General features: G+C 44.3%; 17 protein-coding genes. 9 read left to right on the forward strand and 8 right to left on the reverse strand.

Annotated elements, in window-relative coordinates:
* The first annotated feature begins 231 nt into the window (after positions 1-231).
* A complete protein-coding gene (locus QWZ07_RS07485; protein WP_192852983.1) occupies positions 232-1,020 on the forward strand; it encodes an MBL fold metallo-hydrolase in 789 nt (262 codons plus the stop codon).
* A gap of 75 nt (positions 1,021-1,095) precedes the next feature.
* On the opposite strand, the gene QWZ07_RS07490 is transcribed toward QWZ07_RS07485, so the two are convergent.
* Entirely contained in the window at positions 1,096-1,524 is a 429-nt protein-coding gene (locus QWZ07_RS07490) for an ATP-dependent zinc protease family protein (RefSeq protein ID WP_004733090.1), read from the reverse strand.
* Between the two features lie 32 nt (positions 1,525-1,556).
* Entirely contained in the window at positions 1,557-2,462 is a 906-nt protein-coding gene (gene rimK / locus QWZ07_RS07495; protein ID WP_010428457.1) for a 30S ribosomal protein S6--L-glutamate ligase, read from the reverse strand.
* Positions 2,463-3,065: 603 nt separating this feature from the next.
* On the opposite strand from rimK, the gene QWZ07_RS07500 reads away from it, so the two are divergent.
* Complete coding sequence (locus tag QWZ07_RS07500; protein WP_192852984.1) at positions 3,066-4,850, forward strand: SgrR family transcriptional regulator; 1,785 nt, start codon at positions 3,066-3,068, stop codon at positions 4,848-4,850.
* A 61-nt stretch (positions 4,851-4,911) separates the two neighbouring features.
* Here QWZ07_RS07500 and QWZ07_RS07505 read toward each other — a convergent pair whose 3' ends face one another.
* On the reverse strand, positions 4,912-6,810 hold the full coding sequence (locus QWZ07_RS07505) for a methyl-accepting chemotaxis protein (protein ID WP_225998433.1): 1,899 nt from the start codon (positions 6,808-6,810) through the stop codon (positions 4,912-4,914).
* A gap of 279 nt (positions 6,811-7,089) precedes the next feature.
* Between QWZ07_RS07505 and QWZ07_RS07510 the strand changes: the two genes are divergently transcribed.
* Positions 7,090-8,151: an MBL fold metallo-hydrolase gene (locus tag QWZ07_RS07510; RefSeq protein WP_192852985.1), complete on the forward strand. Its 1,062-nt coding sequence runs from the start codon at positions 7,090-7,092 to the stop codon at positions 8,149-8,151.
* 118 nt (positions 8,152-8,269) lie between these two features.
* On the opposite strand, the gene QWZ07_RS07515 is transcribed toward QWZ07_RS07510, so the two are convergent.
* Positions 8,270-8,704, reverse strand: a complete 435-nt coding sequence (locus QWZ07_RS07515; protein WP_004729905.1) for a MarR family winged helix-turn-helix transcriptional regulator — start codon at positions 8,702-8,704, stop codon at positions 8,270-8,272.
* Between the two features lie 97 nt (positions 8,705-8,801).
* Between QWZ07_RS07515 and QWZ07_RS07520 the strand changes: the two genes are divergently transcribed.
* From QWZ07_RS07520 to QWZ07_RS07535, 4 genes are all read left to right on the forward strand, one after another.
* Positions 8,802-9,293 (forward strand): DUF2798 domain-containing protein, encoded by a 492-nt coding sequence (locus QWZ07_RS07520; RefSeq protein ID WP_192852986.1) that lies wholly within the window; start codon positions 8,802-8,804, stop codon positions 9,291-9,293.
* 34 nt (positions 9,294-9,327) lie between these two features.
* On the forward strand, positions 9,328-9,633 hold the full coding sequence (locus QWZ07_RS07525; RefSeq protein ID WP_017091521.1) for a DUF3861 domain-containing protein: 306 nt from the start codon (positions 9,328-9,330) through the stop codon (positions 9,631-9,633).
* Between the two features lie 195 nt (positions 9,634-9,828).
* Positions 9,829-10,593, forward strand: coding sequence for a hydratase (locus QWZ07_RS07530; protein WP_102514379.1), 765 nt, complete (start codon positions 9,829-9,831; stop codon positions 10,591-10,593).
* A gap of 207 nt (positions 10,594-10,800) precedes the next feature.
* On the forward strand, positions 10,801-12,159 hold the full coding sequence (locus QWZ07_RS07535; RefSeq protein WP_017111608.1) for a Na+/H+ antiporter NhaC family protein: 1,359 nt from the start codon (positions 10,801-10,803) through the stop codon (positions 12,157-12,159).
* 105 nt (positions 12,160-12,264) lie between these two features.
* On the opposite strand, the gene QWZ07_RS07540 is transcribed toward QWZ07_RS07535, so the two are convergent.
* Entirely contained in the window at positions 12,265-12,825 is a 561-nt protein-coding gene (locus QWZ07_RS07540; protein WP_102514378.1) for a cysteine hydrolase family protein, read from the reverse strand.
* Positions 12,826-12,941: 116 nt separating this feature from the next.
* Here QWZ07_RS07540 and QWZ07_RS07545 point away from each other — a divergent pair, with 116 nt between their 5' ends.
* Complete coding sequence (locus QWZ07_RS07545; RefSeq protein WP_102514377.1) at positions 12,942-13,874, forward strand: GlxA family transcriptional regulator; 933 nt, start codon at positions 12,942-12,944, stop codon at positions 13,872-13,874.
* Positions 13,875-13,984: 110 nt separating this feature from the next.
* Positions 13,985-15,052: an AraC family transcriptional regulator gene (locus tag QWZ07_RS07550; RefSeq protein ID WP_192852987.1), complete on the forward strand. Its 1,068-nt coding sequence runs from the start codon at positions 13,985-13,987 to the stop codon at positions 15,050-15,052.
* Between the two features lie 20 nt (positions 15,053-15,072).
* Here the strand turns inward: QWZ07_RS07550 and QWZ07_RS07555 are convergent, their stop codons facing one another.
* The 3 genes from QWZ07_RS07555 to QWZ07_RS07565 all read right to left on the reverse strand — a co-directional run bounded on the left by QWZ07_RS07555 (position 15,073) and on the right by QWZ07_RS07565 (position 18,074).
* Positions 15,073-16,086 carry an alpha/beta hydrolase family protein gene (locus QWZ07_RS07555; RefSeq protein ID WP_102486064.1) on the reverse strand — a complete coding sequence of 338 codons (1,014 nt, stop codon included), beginning with the start codon at positions 16,084-16,086 and terminating at the stop codon, positions 15,073-15,075.
* 124 nt (positions 16,087-16,210) lie between these two features.
* A complete protein-coding gene (locus tag QWZ07_RS07560; protein ID WP_435433682.1) occupies positions 16,211-17,407 on the reverse strand; it encodes a multidrug effflux MFS transporter in 1,197 nt (398 codons plus the stop codon).
* Positions 17,408-17,693: 286 nt separating this feature from the next.
* Positions 17,694-18,074, reverse strand: coding sequence for a hypothetical protein (locus QWZ07_RS07565; RefSeq protein WP_192852988.1), 381 nt, complete (start codon positions 18,072-18,074; stop codon positions 17,694-17,696).
* Position 18,075: the final 1 nt, after the last annotated feature.

Genomic DNA, 18,075 nt, shown 5'->3' on the forward strand with positions numbered 1-18,075 from the left:
AAATTGATGTTCATCTTTGGAATTTTTTCCCATTCTTCTGAGTTGAATTGGATTTGAGTAACATTGGTTTTGAGTAATTGAGTAATTGAGTAATTGAGTGGATACCAATGGAAATCTTGATTCGAGCTGTCTATCTGGTTTTAGATTGTTGCTTTTAACAAAATGATCACAATTGATGGTGAGTTTGCTATTGTATAGGTCTGACCAGTTGGTTTATCACAAGGGGTGGGTTTGCAGCTGCATACCATTAAAGGTTACATCCAAGATATGTACTTGGTGGAGTACCCAGACAAATTACTGTTACTTGATGGCGCATGTCGAGCTGACATCCCGCATTTGAAGGGTTTCATCGAAACCGAGCTGATGCGTGATTTTTCTGATTTACATACGGTTGTGGTTACGCACATGCATCCCGATCACGCAGGGGCAGCGCACAAGCTCAGAAAGCTGACGAATTGTAATTTGGTTGCAGCAAACCGAGATAAGGATTGGTATCACGGCATCGATGGCATATTGATGCATTTGACCGATCTGGCATTGGCACGCTGGATGGCGAACCGATTAGGGAAGCCTAAAGCAAATCTATGGTATTCAAGGAAGTTAAAGCCGGACTATAAGCTGTCGGATGGTGATAGCATTCCTGGCTTTGATGATTGGTTGGTTCTGGAAACGCCAGGCCATACCGACAGAGATCTTTCTGTCTATTGTCCATCACACAGTGTCGCCTATGTGGCGGACTTAATGGTTGAGGTCAAAAAGAAGCTGATTCCGCCTTTTCCAATTTTTCATCCCAATAAGTACCGAGAGTCGGTATCCCGTATTTATAACATGCAGCTCGACACTTTGCTGGTGGCGCATGGGGGGCAAGTGAATTTGAGTGAGCAAGCGTTTGAACATCTGTTGATGAGTGCGCCAAGAAGGCCTGTGACACATTGGCGAGTAACTAAAATTAAACTCAAAGGTTTGGTTAAATCTGTTTGGCGGTTTGGGTTTAACGATAAAAAGAATCGCCATAAATAATTAAGGCCAGTCTCAAAGACTGGCCTTTATTAATACGCGTTGTTGACTCACTATTTGAGCTGTGGAGCAGTTCAATTAGTGAGAAATTAGAAATTCGCCCGCTGGGTCAACAATCACTTTGTCGCTCATGCCTTGACGACCAAGCAGCATCATATAAGTCATATCCTGACGGTTGCTTAGTGTGATATCGATAGGCCATTCCTGACCACCAATTTTTAGCATGGTTTCAATCACACAACGGTGTTCAACTTCACCATTCGATGATTTGATTCTTTTACTTGTTTTCAGCTTGGCCTTGCAGCGCACTGTTTCTTCTAGGTGGTAAACGTCTGGGTGAAGATCGAACTCTACGAAGTTTTCACCATCTGTTTTTACACATAGTAGATTGTCTACGTGTAGAGAAGAGGTTTGAGCCCCTGTATCAACACGCGTATGTAGTCCAGTTATCCCTAACTCTGGTAAGCAAAGTGCTTCTGTATTCCCTATGATCATTTTATTGTTCATGTTTTTTCCAATCATGAGTAAACGGCGTTTAATCAGCCTTTGCCACGAGTACGGTTAGCGTTTGGTTTTGCATTTTTTTCGATGAATCCGAAAATCATGTCTGCTACATCTTTACCTGTCGCTTTCTCGATACCTTCTAGGCCTGGAGAAGAGTTCACTTCCATTACAACAGGGCCATTCTTAGATTGTAGAATATCGACACCACATAGGTTTAAACCCATGATTTTAGCTGCATTGATCGCTGTAGCGCGCTCTTCTTTGGTTAGTTTAACCAGTTGAGCTGTACCGCCACGGTGCAGGTTAGAGCGGAATTCACCCTCACCAGCTTGGCGTTTCATTGCTGCAATAACCTTGTTACCCACAACAAAACAACGGATGTCTGCGCCATTAGCTTCTTCAATGAACTCTTGAACCAAGATGTTCGCTTTTAGGCCCATGAATGCTTCGATAACGCTTTCTGCTGCTTTGTTTGTTTCTGCTAGAACCACGCCGATACCTTGAGTACCTTCAAGAAGCTTGATAACCAGTGGCGCACCACCTACGTTTTTGATCAAGTCTTGAATTTTGTCTGGGCGGCTAGCGAAACCTGTTTTTGGTAAGCCAATACCTTTACGAGACAACAATTGTAGTGAGCGCAGTTTATCGCGAGAACGACTGATTGCTACTGACTCATTGATACAAAAAGTGCCCATCATTTCGAATTGGCGAACAACCGCAGTGCCGTAAAAGGTAATGGAAGCGCCAATACGTGGAATAACAGCATCGTATTGAGGTAGCTCTTCACCCATGTAGCGAATCTTCGGATTGTTACTCGCGATATCTATATCACAGTGCAGCGTGTCGATAACATCGACCTGGTGACCACGAGCTTCTCCTGCCGCTTTTAAGCGAGAAGTAGAGTATAGATTTTCGTTGCGAGAAAGAATTGCGATACGCATGGCGTTTCCTTAGTTAATACCTGATTGGTAACTGCAAATAAATTAGTTGTTAGCTGAGCTTTCAGTTTTTCTGAGGCTCCTTGCTTGCTTCGGGGCGAACCTTAAGGCTTTTCGTTTAACTAAGAAAACGAATTAAATTTGTCGAGTCGATAACAGAAATTTATCGTATGCGTGAGTGATTGGTACAGCAGGGTTTAGAGGGCGTTTTGAATGGAAAAGCGAGTTGAGACCTAACTCATATTGGGGGTAGGAGCATATTAGGTTGTACTCAACTCGCGTTAACTCGGTGCTTAAAAGTGTACTAATAACGCCAGTTACATAGCTCTATAAGTGTTCGTAGTGCTTCTCTTTCGAGCTTGCTACAGGTGCTTTTAAGCTTATTAAGATAGTATTTTCTCATGATGATTACTTCTCTTGTATTAGGCTTTGGTGGGAACTCAAAGTTCCTTGTTGACCCATTAATTATGGTCATTTAATAGGAAGTAATAAACAGATGGTTTTTTACTAAGTTGTTCCTGTTTTTGTCTTTTAGCGCTACTTTTTGGCCGATGTGTTTTATAATGGGCTTAATCAGGAAGGTTTTTTTCTAAAAAGGTTCATTATTTGTCTGATCTAAACATGATGCGTTACTACACAAGGCTAGATTCGTTTGAGCCTAACCTCTCACATTCGGTTACCTTAACTGAGGTGGCAGACAAGCTGTTCACCAGCTTGCGCCATGCACGAACTTTGTTAGGCAAGATGCATCAGGCTGAATGGTTGGTGTGGGAACCAAAAGTCGGCAGGAATCAACGTTCTAATCTGACTTTACGTTTTAGCAATCAAGAATTGACTCAACATGTTGCTAGTAAACTGATAGAGCAGGGCAAATACGAAAAAGCACTCTCAATTCTAGACAACGACCGCGCGATATTTGGCTCTCTCCTCCAAGAAACCTCTGGCGCGACGATGCGTGAAGGGCTGCTGCACGTTCAATTAACCTATAAACGTAAGTTTGAAGACCTATTTCCGCATCATATTCACCGCAGTAGCGAACGATTTTTGATCAGGCAAGTGTTCAGTTGCTTAGTCACTTGTAATGGCAAGGGCAAGTTGAAGTCTGAACTGGCGCACCATTGGGAATATGATGCTGAAAAATTAGTTTGGACTTTCTATTTGCGCCCTGGCTTAACCTTCCACGATGGTCAACCCGTCGACGCCAAGCAACTCGTGTCGTTATTTACCGCCTTACAACCGCTACCTTTCTATCAGACAGAGTTAGCCCATGTTGCTTCGGTTTACAGTGAACAGCCGTTAAGGATCAGCTTCCAATTGACCAAAGCAGACACCGGCTTTGCGGGCTTATTGGCTGGCGTTAAGTATTCGATTCAACCTGCTGCGCAAGTGACTCGTGAGCCATCGCCCTTAAATTCGGTGTCTCATGCCGTGATTGGAACCGGTCCATTTAAAGTGGTTGAGACTAATAACGAACGTATAAAACTTGCCGCGTTCGAACATTATTACGGGTGTCGTTCCCTGACGGATGAAGTGACGATTTGGCAATTCGAAGAGTCGATGACGGGCAGTGCTCGCTTTGATGACAGCCAAATGCAGGTGTCACCTTATGAAGATTCGTCTTGTTTTCATCAACTCGGAAAAAGCGACGCGAAGCTGGTGTCGGCTGAAACTGATGGCCTTCGTAGCCGAGTCGAGGATGGGTGTCTGTTTATCCTATTCAATCAGAACTTAGCGGCTAGCCCACTAAATAATGAGCAGCGAAAATACCTTTCAGAACTGACCAACCCACAAGCGATTTTGTCTCAGTTGGAACGTAACAAGGGTTTGTTTAGTGTCTCTTTAGCTCAAAACATACTGCCAAGTTGGCAGGAGTTGTATCGAACGCCTGCGAAAGAGACGCAACTGCCGAAAAAGATGAGTATTGCAGTTTACGACTATTATGCGTTGCATCGATGTGCTATCTGTGTGTCAGACATACTCAAGCGATATGGCGTGGAAGTGGAGGTGAATACTTATAGCTTTCGCGAACTGGCGCAGCTCTCTCAAAGTGGCGATTTAAAAGAAGACTTGGTGCTGTGTAACTTGAACCTAGACGACAATGCGCCATCTTCGCTGTTCTCGTGGTTGATGAATGACCCTGTTTTGCACTCGGCACTAGGTGAGATGAACAGTGATTGGCTCAAACAGCGCTTAGATCATCATAAAGCCTCGGTTGAACTGCCGAATTACTTGGCAGAGTTGGAGCCCGTTGCATCGACGTTGATTTCTGATTATTGGTTAGTGCCTATGTTCCATCATCTACAAACCGTGCGTTTCCAAGGCATTTTGAAAAATGTGGCCATCACCAACTGGGGGTGGCCAGATTTCAAAAATGTATGGTCTGCTGATTAGCTTTAAGTCTTGCTGAAAAATTCAGGTTACTAGTTTTTCTAGGACGACTTAAATTTTGAGATCAACATTTGAACTGAGAAACCAGATTCGTTAAATGCATCGCTTTGGTGCGTAAGTGCTGACACTCCTGAGCCGTTTTCTCAATCATGTTATCGCTCTCTCTGGCTATTTCAGAAATACCGGAGATGTGCGGTGATATCTCGTTGATCACATTAGATTGTTGCCCTGTCGCAGAGGCGATCTGCATGTTCATAGCATTCATCTCATCGATGCTATGAGAAATGCTCGATAGCTGTTGCTCTGAATTGGAAGCCTCTATTCGGCAGTTAGTTCCTAATGTTGTGCTCGTTTCTATCGCTGCCACGGCTTGTTGCGTGCGTTGTTGAAGTTGCTCGATGATGCCGCGTATCTCTTCAGTTGATGCTTGGCTTCGTGAGGCGAGTGTTCTTACTTCATCTGCAACCACCGCAAACCCTCGGCCCTGTTCTCCTGCCCGAGCGGCTTCGATTGCCGCATTCAATGCTAATAAGTTCGTTTGTTCAGAAACACCGCTGATTACATCCAGTACAGTGTCGATAGAGTTAGCATCTTGAGCGAGTTGATTAACGATGGCCGTGGTGTCGTCGAGTTGTTGGTTCATGTGTTCGATACTTTCTGAGGTGACAGTAACCGATTTTTGACCGATGCTTATCGCACCTGAAGCTCTGCTCGCACTATCGGCAGCACCGTTAGCATTTTGGGCGATTTCGTCAGAGCTGGCTCCCATCTCGTGAATGGCTGTGGCGACTTGTTCTATTTGGCTAGTTTGTTGTTTGATGTCTTGTTCCATCGATTGAGCCATTCGATCCACGCTCTGAATGGATTCTGATATTTGCTGACCCGTATTCGACACGTCTTTAAGCAGGTCGCTAAGGTATTGAACAAATTGGTTGTATCCTTTCGCAATCTGGCCTATTTCATCATGACGGGAGTCATCCAAGCGAAGTGTTAGATCGCCACCGCCTTTTCCTATCTGCTGCAATAGTTCTGCAACTTCAACGAAAGGCAGCAACAGTTTGTTGGTCGCCCACGCTGCGATTGGCGTGTAGATTGCAGCGATGAGTAAAGCCATAAAGATAATGGTTTGACTGAAGCCGTTTAATTCACTCAATACTTCTTGCTTGGGGATCTGAGTAATCAGAGTCCAACCAATACCCGGCATCGCTTTGGAGCCTAGAATTTGAGGCTGCCCGTCAACAACACCCTCATGAACAATGGTTTGCTGACTACCGAGTAGCAGGCTACTTTCAATCCCGACAGAGTTCAGTGACTGACCAATTAGGTTTTTGTCAGGGTGAACCTTGATGATCCCTTGTTTATCGACCAGAAAAACAATACCGCTTTTACCCACGCTGTAGTTGCTGATCAATTGGGTAATACTTTCCAAGGTCAAGCCGATGCCAGTTACACCGATACGTTCGCCGTTTCGAGTAACCGCATAGTTGACAAATAGCGCTGGGATTCCAGTGCCGGCATCAATATCTAAAGAGAGCTCAAACGCTTTATCTGACTGGATGAAACGGTAGAACCATTGGTCACTTTGTTCGTTAGCTGAGATAGTTTTCAGAACACCATTGTGTGTGTAGTAAGTACTTGCTTCGTTTGATACGTAATAGGCACTGATGGCATTGAATTCGTTTTTGACCGACTCAAGATAGGCGCGGAGGTTTTTCTCTGAGAGTGAGGCTTGCTTCATCAAAGGAGACAGCGTCATCATCTTTGATGCAAGAATAGGGGTTTCTAACTTAAGGTTGATTTCATTACTCACCTCGCCAAGCGAAGCAGGTAGCTCTCTTTCAAAGGTTCTATCAATTAAAATGGCTCGGCTCGATTGAAATGAATAAATCCCCATCACGCTGATAATGGCGAGAGCTGCGATGATCGTCGCCAATATTGCCTTAGTTCGTATAGTAAATTGCAATTTAGAGTCCCTTCTATAAACGGCTAATGTTTATTTGTAAATATAATGTTAAATAAAACCTGACTCTTTGGTCAATAAACGAATTGTAGAAGTGAGAGTTGAACGATATTTGTACAAGTATGGAAGATCATTCTTATTAGTACTTTCGAAGCCGAGTTCTATACATTTTCGTCTCGCAAATTAAAACTTACACTCATTGGTTTACTTTTTGGTTTTGATATGTAAACTAATCAGTGTAGTTTTTGAGTTGGGATAGACCCAATGATTAAAGAGATACCAATGAAAAAATATCTATTACCGATTTTAGGAGTACTTGCCGTGGTCGCTATCGTAAGCACAGGTTCACAATCAAACGATAATCTAGATAAGCTTCCGAAGAAGTTTGTTAACAGTGAGCTGGAATACAAATCGGGTATGTCTGATATTTTTTCAATCCTGAAAGCTTATGTGACAGCGGAAAGGAATGAGCCGGTGCCACGTTCTGCATTGCCTCTAATTCCTATGACTGCCGAGCAACTGATCGAAGAACAAGACGACGTTGCTTACCGCTTAGGTCACTCCAGTGTGATGATGAAACTGGATGGCAAGCTAGTGATGACCGATCCTGTGTTCAGTGATCGCGCATCGCCAGTGCAATGGATGGGGCCAAAGCGCTTCCACCCAACACCAATCTCACTGCAAGAATTGCCTGATATTGATGTGGTGGTGATCAGCCACGATCATTATGACCATTTAGATAAAGGTGCCGTAAAGGTATTAGCCGATAAAGTAGGTACGTTTTTGGTGCCACTCAGAGTTGGCGCATTACTGGAAAAGTGGGGCGTGGATAAAGCGAAGATTATTGAGTTGAACTGGTGGGAATCAGCAACAGCCGCCGATATCGAGTTTACTTTGACGCCGACACAGCACTTCTCTGGTCGTGGCTTACTTGATCGTGACCAAACACTGTGGGGGAGTTGGGTTATCAAGGCTTCAGATAAGAAAGTATTCTTTAGTGGTGACTCTGGTTACTTCAATGGCTTCAAAGAGATTGGTGAGCGCTACGGGCCGTTTGATTTAACCATGGTCGAAACGGGCGCATACAATTCACTTTGGGCGGATATTCATATGTTCCCAGAACAGAGCGTTCAAGCACACATCGACCTGCAAGGTAAGGTGATGATGCCAATTCACAACAGTACGTTCGATCTTTCTATGCACGACTGGCAAGACCCAATGGAACAAGCTCTCGCGATAAGCAAAGAGCGAGATGTGCAGATGGTGAGCCCTGTGATGGGTGAGCGTTTGGTGATTTCAGAACCAGTACCTGTTCAAGCATGGTGGAAACTAGCATCGAATTAGAGCTTGTATCCAGATAGACATAGCTAAACCGTTAAGCTGCACAAACCCAGCTTATACACAAAACGCCACCGTCTTACGATTCGGTGGCGTTTTTGCTTTTTGACACGAGTGGCTTCTTCTACTTAGAGCAACTTTCGAGATTCTTAGCCATTTTGTTCGCGATTTTTCGGAACTGTTCTAACTCATCGTCGGCCATGCCTTTGGTCATTCTCTGCAGCATCTCTCGATCAATATTCGAAACCTTACTCATGATCTCTTGACCCTTATCGGTCAGAACCAATAACTGGCTGCGCTTGTCTTCTGGGTTCGGAGATTTCTTCACAAGTTCCTGACTGATCAAAGCGTTAATCAATCGAGTGACCTGTGCTTTATCGCGATTTAGGAAGTGTGCGATATCGATAGCCGTACATGGAGACTTCTTGGTAATGATCTTCATGACGCGAATGTTCATTGGTGCGATCTCAGAGTCCAAGCTCTCAATCTGCTCGCTCATTTGACGTTTCAAAGAGTGCACTAAGCGAAAGATAGACTCTAGCGATGTGTTATCAGACATAAACGATCCTCAGGAAAGTAGTTGACAAAATCAACTACTATATTTATAGTTGACATTATCAACTTAATTGTTCGTAAATTCAAGACAGGAAATAGATATGACGATTCAAGCAACACTAACGCCAACTCTTCCTGAGCAAAAAGGCACACCCGTTTTATACAAAGTTTTGGTCATGATGAGCTTAATGCTAACCGTTGGCGGCAGCTTAACGGCTGTGATGACTTACATGAATGTCGGATTCGGTGAGGCATTCATCGGCAACTGGCTCTCTTCGTTAGCCCTAGTTGTCGTGATTATGATGCCAATTGGCATGGTGATGATGACTTTGGTGACTAAGTTGGTCGCCAAGGTATTACCCAATTATGGCGAGAAAGTTCGCAACCTAATCGTGGGATTGATTATGGCTTTTATCATGGAGTCCATCATGGCATTTGTAACAGCGGCAAATAACATTGGATTTTCGGATACATCGGCGTTTACCAGTGGATGGTTTAATGGACTTATTGCTGCGCTTCCTATTGGCCTTACGATTATGGTCGTAATGTCGATGACGGTTAAACCTAAGCTCGAACGATTCATGAAGAGCTAGCCAACACACTTTTTAAGTATTGTAGGAGATCCACATGACAGTATTCACAGGCAAACATAACAACTACCGCATCACTATCGAAGAAGTGAACATCAAAGAAGATCGTGAACTGCAAACCATGCAGTTTGAAATTGAAGACAGAGAAAACATGTTCGCGATTGTTGAGAAGATCAAACAAGACAGCGGCTTAGACGAACAATCAGCAGCGCGACTAGGGGTGAGTATTCGTTTACTTGGCCCTATGATGATGCAAGATAGAAAGCACCCTCTGTTTGTTGACTTCATGCCTCACTTCAGAAACTTCATGCAAAATCTGAAGAAGACGTTAAAAGGGCAGTAAAGCCTAATTATCAGTAACACACCGAAACACCAGTAATGAATTTACTGGCTTAAATCAACATAGTTTCAGTTGTTTGCGTCTAGAATATGCGGAAATTAATGGCTGAATTTGCGATGTTGCTTCGTTGTTTAATTGTCTATTCAAGCTTCAAGAAATCCGATATTATACTGGTCATAAAAATAAAGGTGGTATTATATGACAAATGTATTTAGGCAAGCAGCTGAAGAGCTGCTAAGTCGCCGCGTTGCGGGAACCAAAGCACCAAGATTGGACGAACAGTATCGTCCGAATAACTTGGAAGATGCGCTAAAGATCCAATCATCAATGATCGATCTCAAGAGCGACAAGGTCGGTGGTTGGAAGTGTTTGCTTCCTTTAGCTGAAGACAAGTTCATTGTTGCGCCTATTTTCTCGGGTAGTGTTCAACAAGGCGAGGTTTGCGAACTGTTTGCTGACAACGACGTAGTACGCGTTGAGCCTGAAATAGCATTTACGCTTGCTAAGAGCCTACCAGCAAACCAAGAAGGTTACAGCGAAGAGCAAATCAATGACGCTATTGGTTCTTGTCATATGGCTCTTGAGTTAATGCAATCTCGCTTTGCTGATGACAGTGGTGCCGAGTTCTACGAAAAGCTTGCCGATGGCCTAGTAAACCAAGGTCTGTTCATTGGCCCAGAGATTGACCGTGAAAAAGCGTTCACTTCTGCTGAGATCAACATTGAAGTGACGCAAGGCGAACAAGTTCAAGCATTCGCAGGTAAGCACCCAAATACATTACCGCCAAGCCCAATCTACTGGCTGATTAACTACATGACTCGTCGTGGCGTAGATTTCCAAGCAGGTGAAGCAATCATCACGGGTTCTTACTGCGGTGTCGTAGAGATGGGATTCGATAAACCAACAACCTTCCACTACGAAGGCATTGGTGAATACCAAGTGACGTTCAAGCAAAAGTTATAAAGCTTGTTATCTACTTGATCTGTTACCCACATGATCTGTTATCTAAAGGCTGCTTACTTGGTTAGTAAGTAGCCTTTTCTATTATGTGATGTTCAATGGCGTGCTTATTACTTTGCATTAAATTGGGCGTTTAGACGTCTAGACGTTGACAAGCTCTAAGTGTGACATTAGTCTGCTCACCTTCCTGTTCTATTGCGTTGATGTTCCATGTCCAATTCGAAAAATTCTAATGCGGTAATTGCCCCTTCTGCAGTTGCGCTTATCCCTCTGATCGTGTTCCTAGCGCTGTTTATTGGCGTAGGTACGTACTTGTCACTGCAAGGCGTCGATTTTGCTTTCTATCAGCTTCCAGCTCCAATTGCAGCTTTGCCTGCTGTGATGTTGGCGTTGTTGCTAAGCAAAGATAAGTTGAACCGCGCTATCGAGCAATTCTTGGGTGGAGTCGGTCACAAAGACATTATCGCAATGTGTATGATCTACCTATTGGCGGGTGCTTTTGCGGCTGTGGCTAAAGCGTCTGGCGGCGTTGACGCGACGGTAAATCTTGGTCTATCTGCGATTCCGACAAGCATGATCCTGCCGGGTATCTTCCTAATTTCAGCTTTCATTGCGACCGCAATGGGTACGTCGATGGGTACCATCGCTGCGGTTGCACCTGTTGCGTTAGGCATTGCAGATTCAGCAGGCATGAGCATCCCACTGACGGCTGGTGTTGTTTTAAGTGGCGCGATGTTTGGTGACAACCTTTCTATTATCTCTGATACCACGATTGCCGCGACACGCTCACAAGGCTGTGAAATGAGAGATAAGTTTAAAGAGAACATCCGTATTGCACTGCCTGCTGCTCTTATCGCGATCGTTATCTTTGCTTTCAACAGCACGGCAACTCAGGTTCCTGAAACAGGCCCAATTGAGTGGCTCAAAGTACTGCCGTACATCACTATTTTGATTCTTGCAGTATCGGGCATGAATGTGTTCGTTGTGCTCACGATTGGTATCTTACTGGCGGGTGGCGTGAGCCTAGGTTCTGTTGAGAACTACGGTATGACTGATTACGCTCAAGATATCTATGCAGGCTTCGGCAACATGCAGGAAATTTTCTTACTGTCGATGCTGATTGGTGGTTTGAGTGAGCTAATGCGTCGTCAAGGTGGATTGGCGTTTCTGACTAACTTGGTAAGTGGTGTGATTCGTGCGTTTGGCTCTTCACACTCTAAGCAAGCGAATGGCCGTGCGAGTGAGCTAGGTATTGCTGGCTTGGTATCTATGGTGAACCTATGTACTGCAAACAACACGGTAGCGATTATTGTATCTGGTAGTGTGGCTCGCCAATTGGCGGAAGAGAACAATGTGTCTCCGCGTCGCTCAGCAAGCTTGTTGGATATCTTCTCTTGTGTGATTCAAGGCGTGTTGCCTTACGGTGCTCAGGTATTGCTATTGGGCTCTGTGTTTAACCTATCGCCTCTAGAAATCGTGTCTAACTCTTACTACTGTTTTGCACTTGCAATCGTGGCTGTAGTCGCTGTGTTTATCAAACACCCGGCACGCCAAGTGGCTAACGCTTAGTTGTCATTGACCAAACTCAGTCGTAACTGGCTTTGATAAGAAGGCTCCTTAATTGGAGCCTTTTTTGTGTTTGTAATGAACAGACTGAAAATTTAGGCTTCCTTGTTAAAGAAGACTTTCAAGCTCACTGGCCGTTGCGACATTGCAGTAACCAAAGCTCAGTGCAGCCATGAAAGCGGCATGTACATGGGCTGCGGGCACGGTAACACCATTGAACTCCATGTCTAAGGTTGTGCAAGCGTCATGCGCTACGTGGCATTCATAGCCTAAGTCGGTTGCTGCACGAGTTACAGCATCGATACACATGTGGCTCATTGCGCCAACGATGATCAGCTTTTCAACGCCTTGCTCTTTTAGCACCTTGTTTAGTTCGGTGTCTCTAAAGCTATTGATTTGATGCTTTACGATAACAGGTTCGCCTTCTAGCGGAGTCACACTGCTGTGGATTTGAGCACCGTCTGATTCTGGCAAGAAGAAAGGAGCATCATTCGTCGGAAACTCATGACGTACATGAACCACAGGAAATTGCTTGTCTCTGAAAGCGGATAATAACTGTGCACCTTTTTCGGCTGCTTTCTCTGTTTTAGACAGCGCCCATTTTGCACCTTCGTATGAAGGGAAATAGTCATTTTGAAAGTCGATAAGTAGTAGTGCAGTGTTCTTCATATTCTATACCTTTGTATTTGGTGTATTTGGTGTATTTGGTGTATTTGGTGTATTGCGGTGTAGGGATATTATGAATACTCTGTAGTTTTTATCGCACGTCAAAAATGACAGACTCTATGGCAATAGTGACAAAATCAGTAATGGTCGAAATCATCGACTACCCAGGCTCTCTGCAAAGTGCCGTGTTTGGCGTGAAAGAGTTTCTGCAGATGGCAAATTCTCTTGAACCTTCTGCTGAGAAGACTCAATTCAACGTTCAGATCCAAGCGCATGACAGTGTTAGCGTATCGAACGCCGATATCATCATACTCCCACCAAATTTAGATGGTTGTTACTATCTAGAGCCGAGTGACACCTTGCTTGAGTACCTGATTGAGTCTCACCAAAGGGGGGCGATACTTTGCTCAGCTTGTGCGGGCGTGTTCATTTTGGCAAAAACAGGTTTGTTAGAAGGGCGAACCGTGACCACTCACTGGCAAGCGCAAAAGAAGTTTACGGAGCTTTACCCACAGGTCGCAGTCGATATCGATAAAATCTTGATTGATGATGCGGATGTGATGACCGCTGGTGGTTTGATGTCGTGGATGGATCTCGCTTTGTTTATCCTGACCAAATACACGACACCGACCAACACTCGTAATCTAGGTAAATATTTGGTGCTTGATACGGGGTTGAGAGAGCAACGTTACTATCAGAGCTTTGTGCCGAACTATGCTCACGGCAATGACAAAATTGTGTCGGTGCAGCGTTTTATTCAAAAGAACCATCACCTTTCGTTGTCTCTTGATCAATTGGCTGAAGAAGCGTTTATGACTCGAAGAACCTTTATTCGTCAATTTACCAAGGCGACCAGTTTTACGCCGATTAACTATATCCAACACGTACGTATTCAAAGTGCCTGCGAGTTATTGGAAAGCTCTCATAAACCGGTTGAGCAGATCAGCTACCTAGTTGGCTATGAGGACGTAAATAGCTTTCGTAAGGTCTTCATGAAAATCATTGGCTTAACACCATCAAGATTTCGTTCTAGATTTCTCTCTGAGGAATGATTTACCATAGATTGATATTCAATACTTATCACTCGCATTGATTCAATGGTTTACTTACGGAATAGGTGACGTGATATTGAAATAATCTTTTCTCGAACATAAATGGAATTTTGATGCTTGCCATTCCCTTGCCATTTGTTGCTGCGCTGTTGTTATTTATCACGGCTGTTTTGCTTCGATATCGTTACCCACAAACAAGCCAAAAACCGTTTTGGTTTATTATGTTGTGTGCGTTGATGATTACTGTTGTTGGGTTACGTTGGACGTTTGATATTGCACTGTTCCGTTTCTTACAACCGGTTCTAGGGGCAAGTGTACCGGTGGCTGCATGGATCTGCTTTGCGGGAGCTCATCGAAGTAAACCTTTGTCTCTCTTGCATTGCTTAGGTCCAGTGGTTGTTCTGGTTGGCTCCTTTTCTTATTCGTATATTTGGGATGGAACGATTGATCTATTGTTGATCTCGTTGTACCTCGGCTATGGCTGCTTGTTGTTGAAATCATCGTTTAACTTCCCAGAGCACGTCAGGCTGAGTGATGTATCGAATGTTTTGCTTGCTGAACGTGTTGCTGGTTTTGCTTTGCTGTTTTCAGCTCTCGTGGACGGTATTATCTCGTATGATATTTTGCTGCTTAACGCACAACACACCGACTTAATTCTGTCTATTGGTTACCTAGTTCTTATTCCCTTAATTGTTGGGGCTGTAGTCGTTGTGAGTACTAGCACGGCACCAATTCAGGAACAAAACCTACAGCAGAGTGAACTGACAACGTCAAACCATTATCCTGAAGCAATTGATGTATCTTCGGCATCGTCGACAAGCTTAAAAGTGGATGAAGAAGTCATGCAGATCGTCGCTAAGTTTGATGCGTTAATGAAGGATCATCAGGTGTTCAAAGATCCTGACTTGTCCCTGAATCGAGTGGCGAGAAAGCTAGGTATCCCAGCTCGAAAAATATCCTCTGCGGTTAATCAAACTCACCACCAGAATATTTCAAAGGTGATTAACGCCTATCGAATTGAGCACGCTAAGACTCTCCTGATGCAAAGTGATGAAGCGATAACTGATATCTTCCTTAGTTCAGGCTTTCAGACCAAGTCCAATTTCAATCGCGAGTTTTCAAGGATAACTGGGCAAACTCCGAGTGAATTTCGGAGCTCGCCAAAAGTGTTAGATTAAGTGTGTTTGCTTTCCGTTTATCAATTCAGAAAGCTAATGATGTCGTTTAAGAACAATTGATGCAGCTGGTCGCGTGATGTACCAACGCCATCTTTGCAAATAATGCCATCGCCTGGCACTTCTTCTTCAAGCATCGGTACTGCCCCAGATTTGCAGCTTTGAATGAAGCTGAAATGGGTAGCGCTTTCATAGACCTTATAGCGTCTTAAATTAAGAGGTATGTGCTCAGCAATGTAGCCAGACTCTAATGCCTGAGGTAGCTCCCCAATATCAATCCCAGCCGCCAATATTAAGGTTGGCACTGTAACGTCATTTAAGCTGCCGACTGAGAAGCTGCGAGCAAGCCCTAAATCAAGGCTGACCACACGTTGAATTCTTGGATCTGAAAGATCTTTATTGTTTGGTTCTTTAGCTTGGACTTTGGATAGCCCTAACTCTTCAGAAAGCCCACAAGTTCTCGGATTGTTATATGTCTTACATTCTGATTCAAACGTTGCTCTATCCAATCTCGCGCCCGCTAATTGCATTACAGTCCAGCCACCTAGAGAGTGTCCGATTGCGGTAACCTTTTCAGCGTTAGCAAATTGCTTCCACGGTGTTTCGGATAACAAGTAGTCCAGAATGCGTGACATATCTTGTGGTCTCTCCCACCATTTAGCTGCTTGCTCTGGAGATTGGTCGAAAGAAGTGGTTCCCGGGTGGTCAGTGGCCGCTACGATGTAGCCACGACTCGCAAGTTCGGTCGCCAACCAATTTTGGTTTCGCCAGTTTCCTCGGTAGCCGTGTGATAGCAGTACTACTGGAAAAGTGCCGGATTGAATCTCTCCATCTTTGATGACTTGCGTACCGATGAAGGCAGGATTATCGCCAATCAAGGTTGTGTCTGATGCATCTTGTGTGGGGTACCAAATGGCAGTGTTTAGCGGACGATTAGGATCGTCAGTTAAGGTGACTTGAGTGAATCCGACATCGGAAGCGATGGCAGAAGTACTAAGGAAAAGTAGGGATGTGAACAGTAAATGTGTCCATTTCATAGTTTAACTCCAATTTAGGTGATTGGAGCCAATATGCGCTAAAGCCAGTGGTGGCGAGACCTCAAACACGATCGAGGACGCCCTAAATCGTGTTTGAGTACAAACTTAGCTATTTTGGATGTGCCTAATTCAATTTCTTAGTCACATACTCTTTGTTTCTGACCATCAGCCACATCAAGCCGCCTAGGATTCCCACCGATAATTGGATAAAGCCTAGGTTGTCAATTAGCGAATCTGGGCGGATTGAAACCAAAACCATACCAAGTGAACCACAAATCATGCTAAAGAACTGAATCAATGCGACGGCAGAACCTGTGTCTTGATCTTGCTGATTCAACATTAAGTTGGTGCCAGGTACTCGCATGATGATAACCATCAGCGTCGCTGGTGCTGCGATAAACATAAAGAACCAAGGTGACAAACCACCGACTGTCAGCGTAAAGATTCCGGCAATCGCCAGTAGAGCAAAACACGCTGAAATCACTTTTTGAACCGACACTCGGTAGGACAACTTCATATAAAGCGTTGGCCCAAATGAGGCACATAATGCATTGAACGCGAAAGCGTAACTGAATTGCTGTTCGGTCAATCCAAAGTCATTGATGTAGATATAAGAACCTGCGGCAAGAAAGCCCATTAGCGCCATTGGTGTGATAGAAAAAATAACCAGCAGCTTTATGAATGAGCGGTTTTTCATGACCACGGCCAGTCTTCCCCATGACCGGAAAATAGAGCCTTGGTATTTGCTTTCAAGCGTCTCTCGGTAGCAAAGCGCCAGTACTGATGCGAATGCACCAAAAATAGCGAGAGTGACGAACATCATTCGCCAAGACGCTATTTTCAGCAGGAAAGCACCAAATACAGGCGCAACCATCGGTGCGATGATCACCAACGACATGATAGTTGCCATGATCTTTTCACGTTCTCGGCCGTCATAAAGGTCTTTCACAATGGCGGTTGCGATAACGGTGATGGCACTGCCCGCAAAGGCTTGGAATATACGAGCACCAATCAACTGCTCGATGCTATTGGTCATAGCACATAAGACGCTCGCCACCATATAGCTCGCGATGCCAATGAGTAGAATCGGCTTACGCCCGAACTTTTCGCTGAGTGGTCCCCAGAACAACAGGCCAACCGCATAGGTCACGAAGTAGCTGCTCAGGGTTAGGTTGACCATCGATTGGTCGGTATTGAACACCTCGACCATTTGTGGAAGGGCTGGCAAATACAAGTCGATGGTCAATGGAGGAAACGCACTGATGATGACGAGGAAAAATAGCATACCGGTCTTACCCAGTATTGGTTGTGGTTTCTTCAAAGTATTCCCCGCTATCCAATAAAGGGTTTTTAATGGATGTGATGTTGGTTTTCAGAAGGTTTAAGACACGCTAGACATGAAGGATGGATTCGCTCAAGAACTTGGCGGAAAATCTCTAATGGTTTGTCTTGGTACTTATTGTATTACAAAATATTATCACTCTTATAGTGAACGAGTTCAACCTGTTAGTGACTAGGTTAGATTGCAATGATGATCGATAGATTGTAGTGCGGATAGATAGTTTGTAATGCTCATCGAAAGCTTGTAGTAGCTGTGAGCTAGCTGGTTATCTTTTCTTTGGGCGTTTTTCTACCAAGCCGTTGCGTTCTAAGCCACGTCTAACGCTACTGCATAGCTTACCAAAACGGCGTAATTCTTCGAAGTTAGGGCCTTGGCCGATTGAAATACTGTGTTCCCAGTACATCAATTCACTGTCGACCATCTCCAATAATTTCTTAGAGCAACCAGAGCAGTTTCCTTTCGGTCCACAGATAAACGTCTCCGACTCGTAAAGAGGGAGTTCGTTTTTCACTTCTTCAATTAGATTGAGCATTGCCGACTTTAAGTCTGGCTTTTTCTCTGTGAGTGGTTTCAAGCTTAGTGCTTGCGAAGCGATCACGGAAGAAGTCGTTGTGTTGGGTTGTATATTCAAAGCAGCTGATGACATA

The organism is Vibrio lentus (genome assembly GCF_030409755.1).
In the GTDB taxonomy this organism is placed as follows: domain Bacteria; phylum Pseudomonadota; class Gammaproteobacteria; order Enterobacterales; family Vibrionaceae; genus Vibrio; species Vibrio lentus.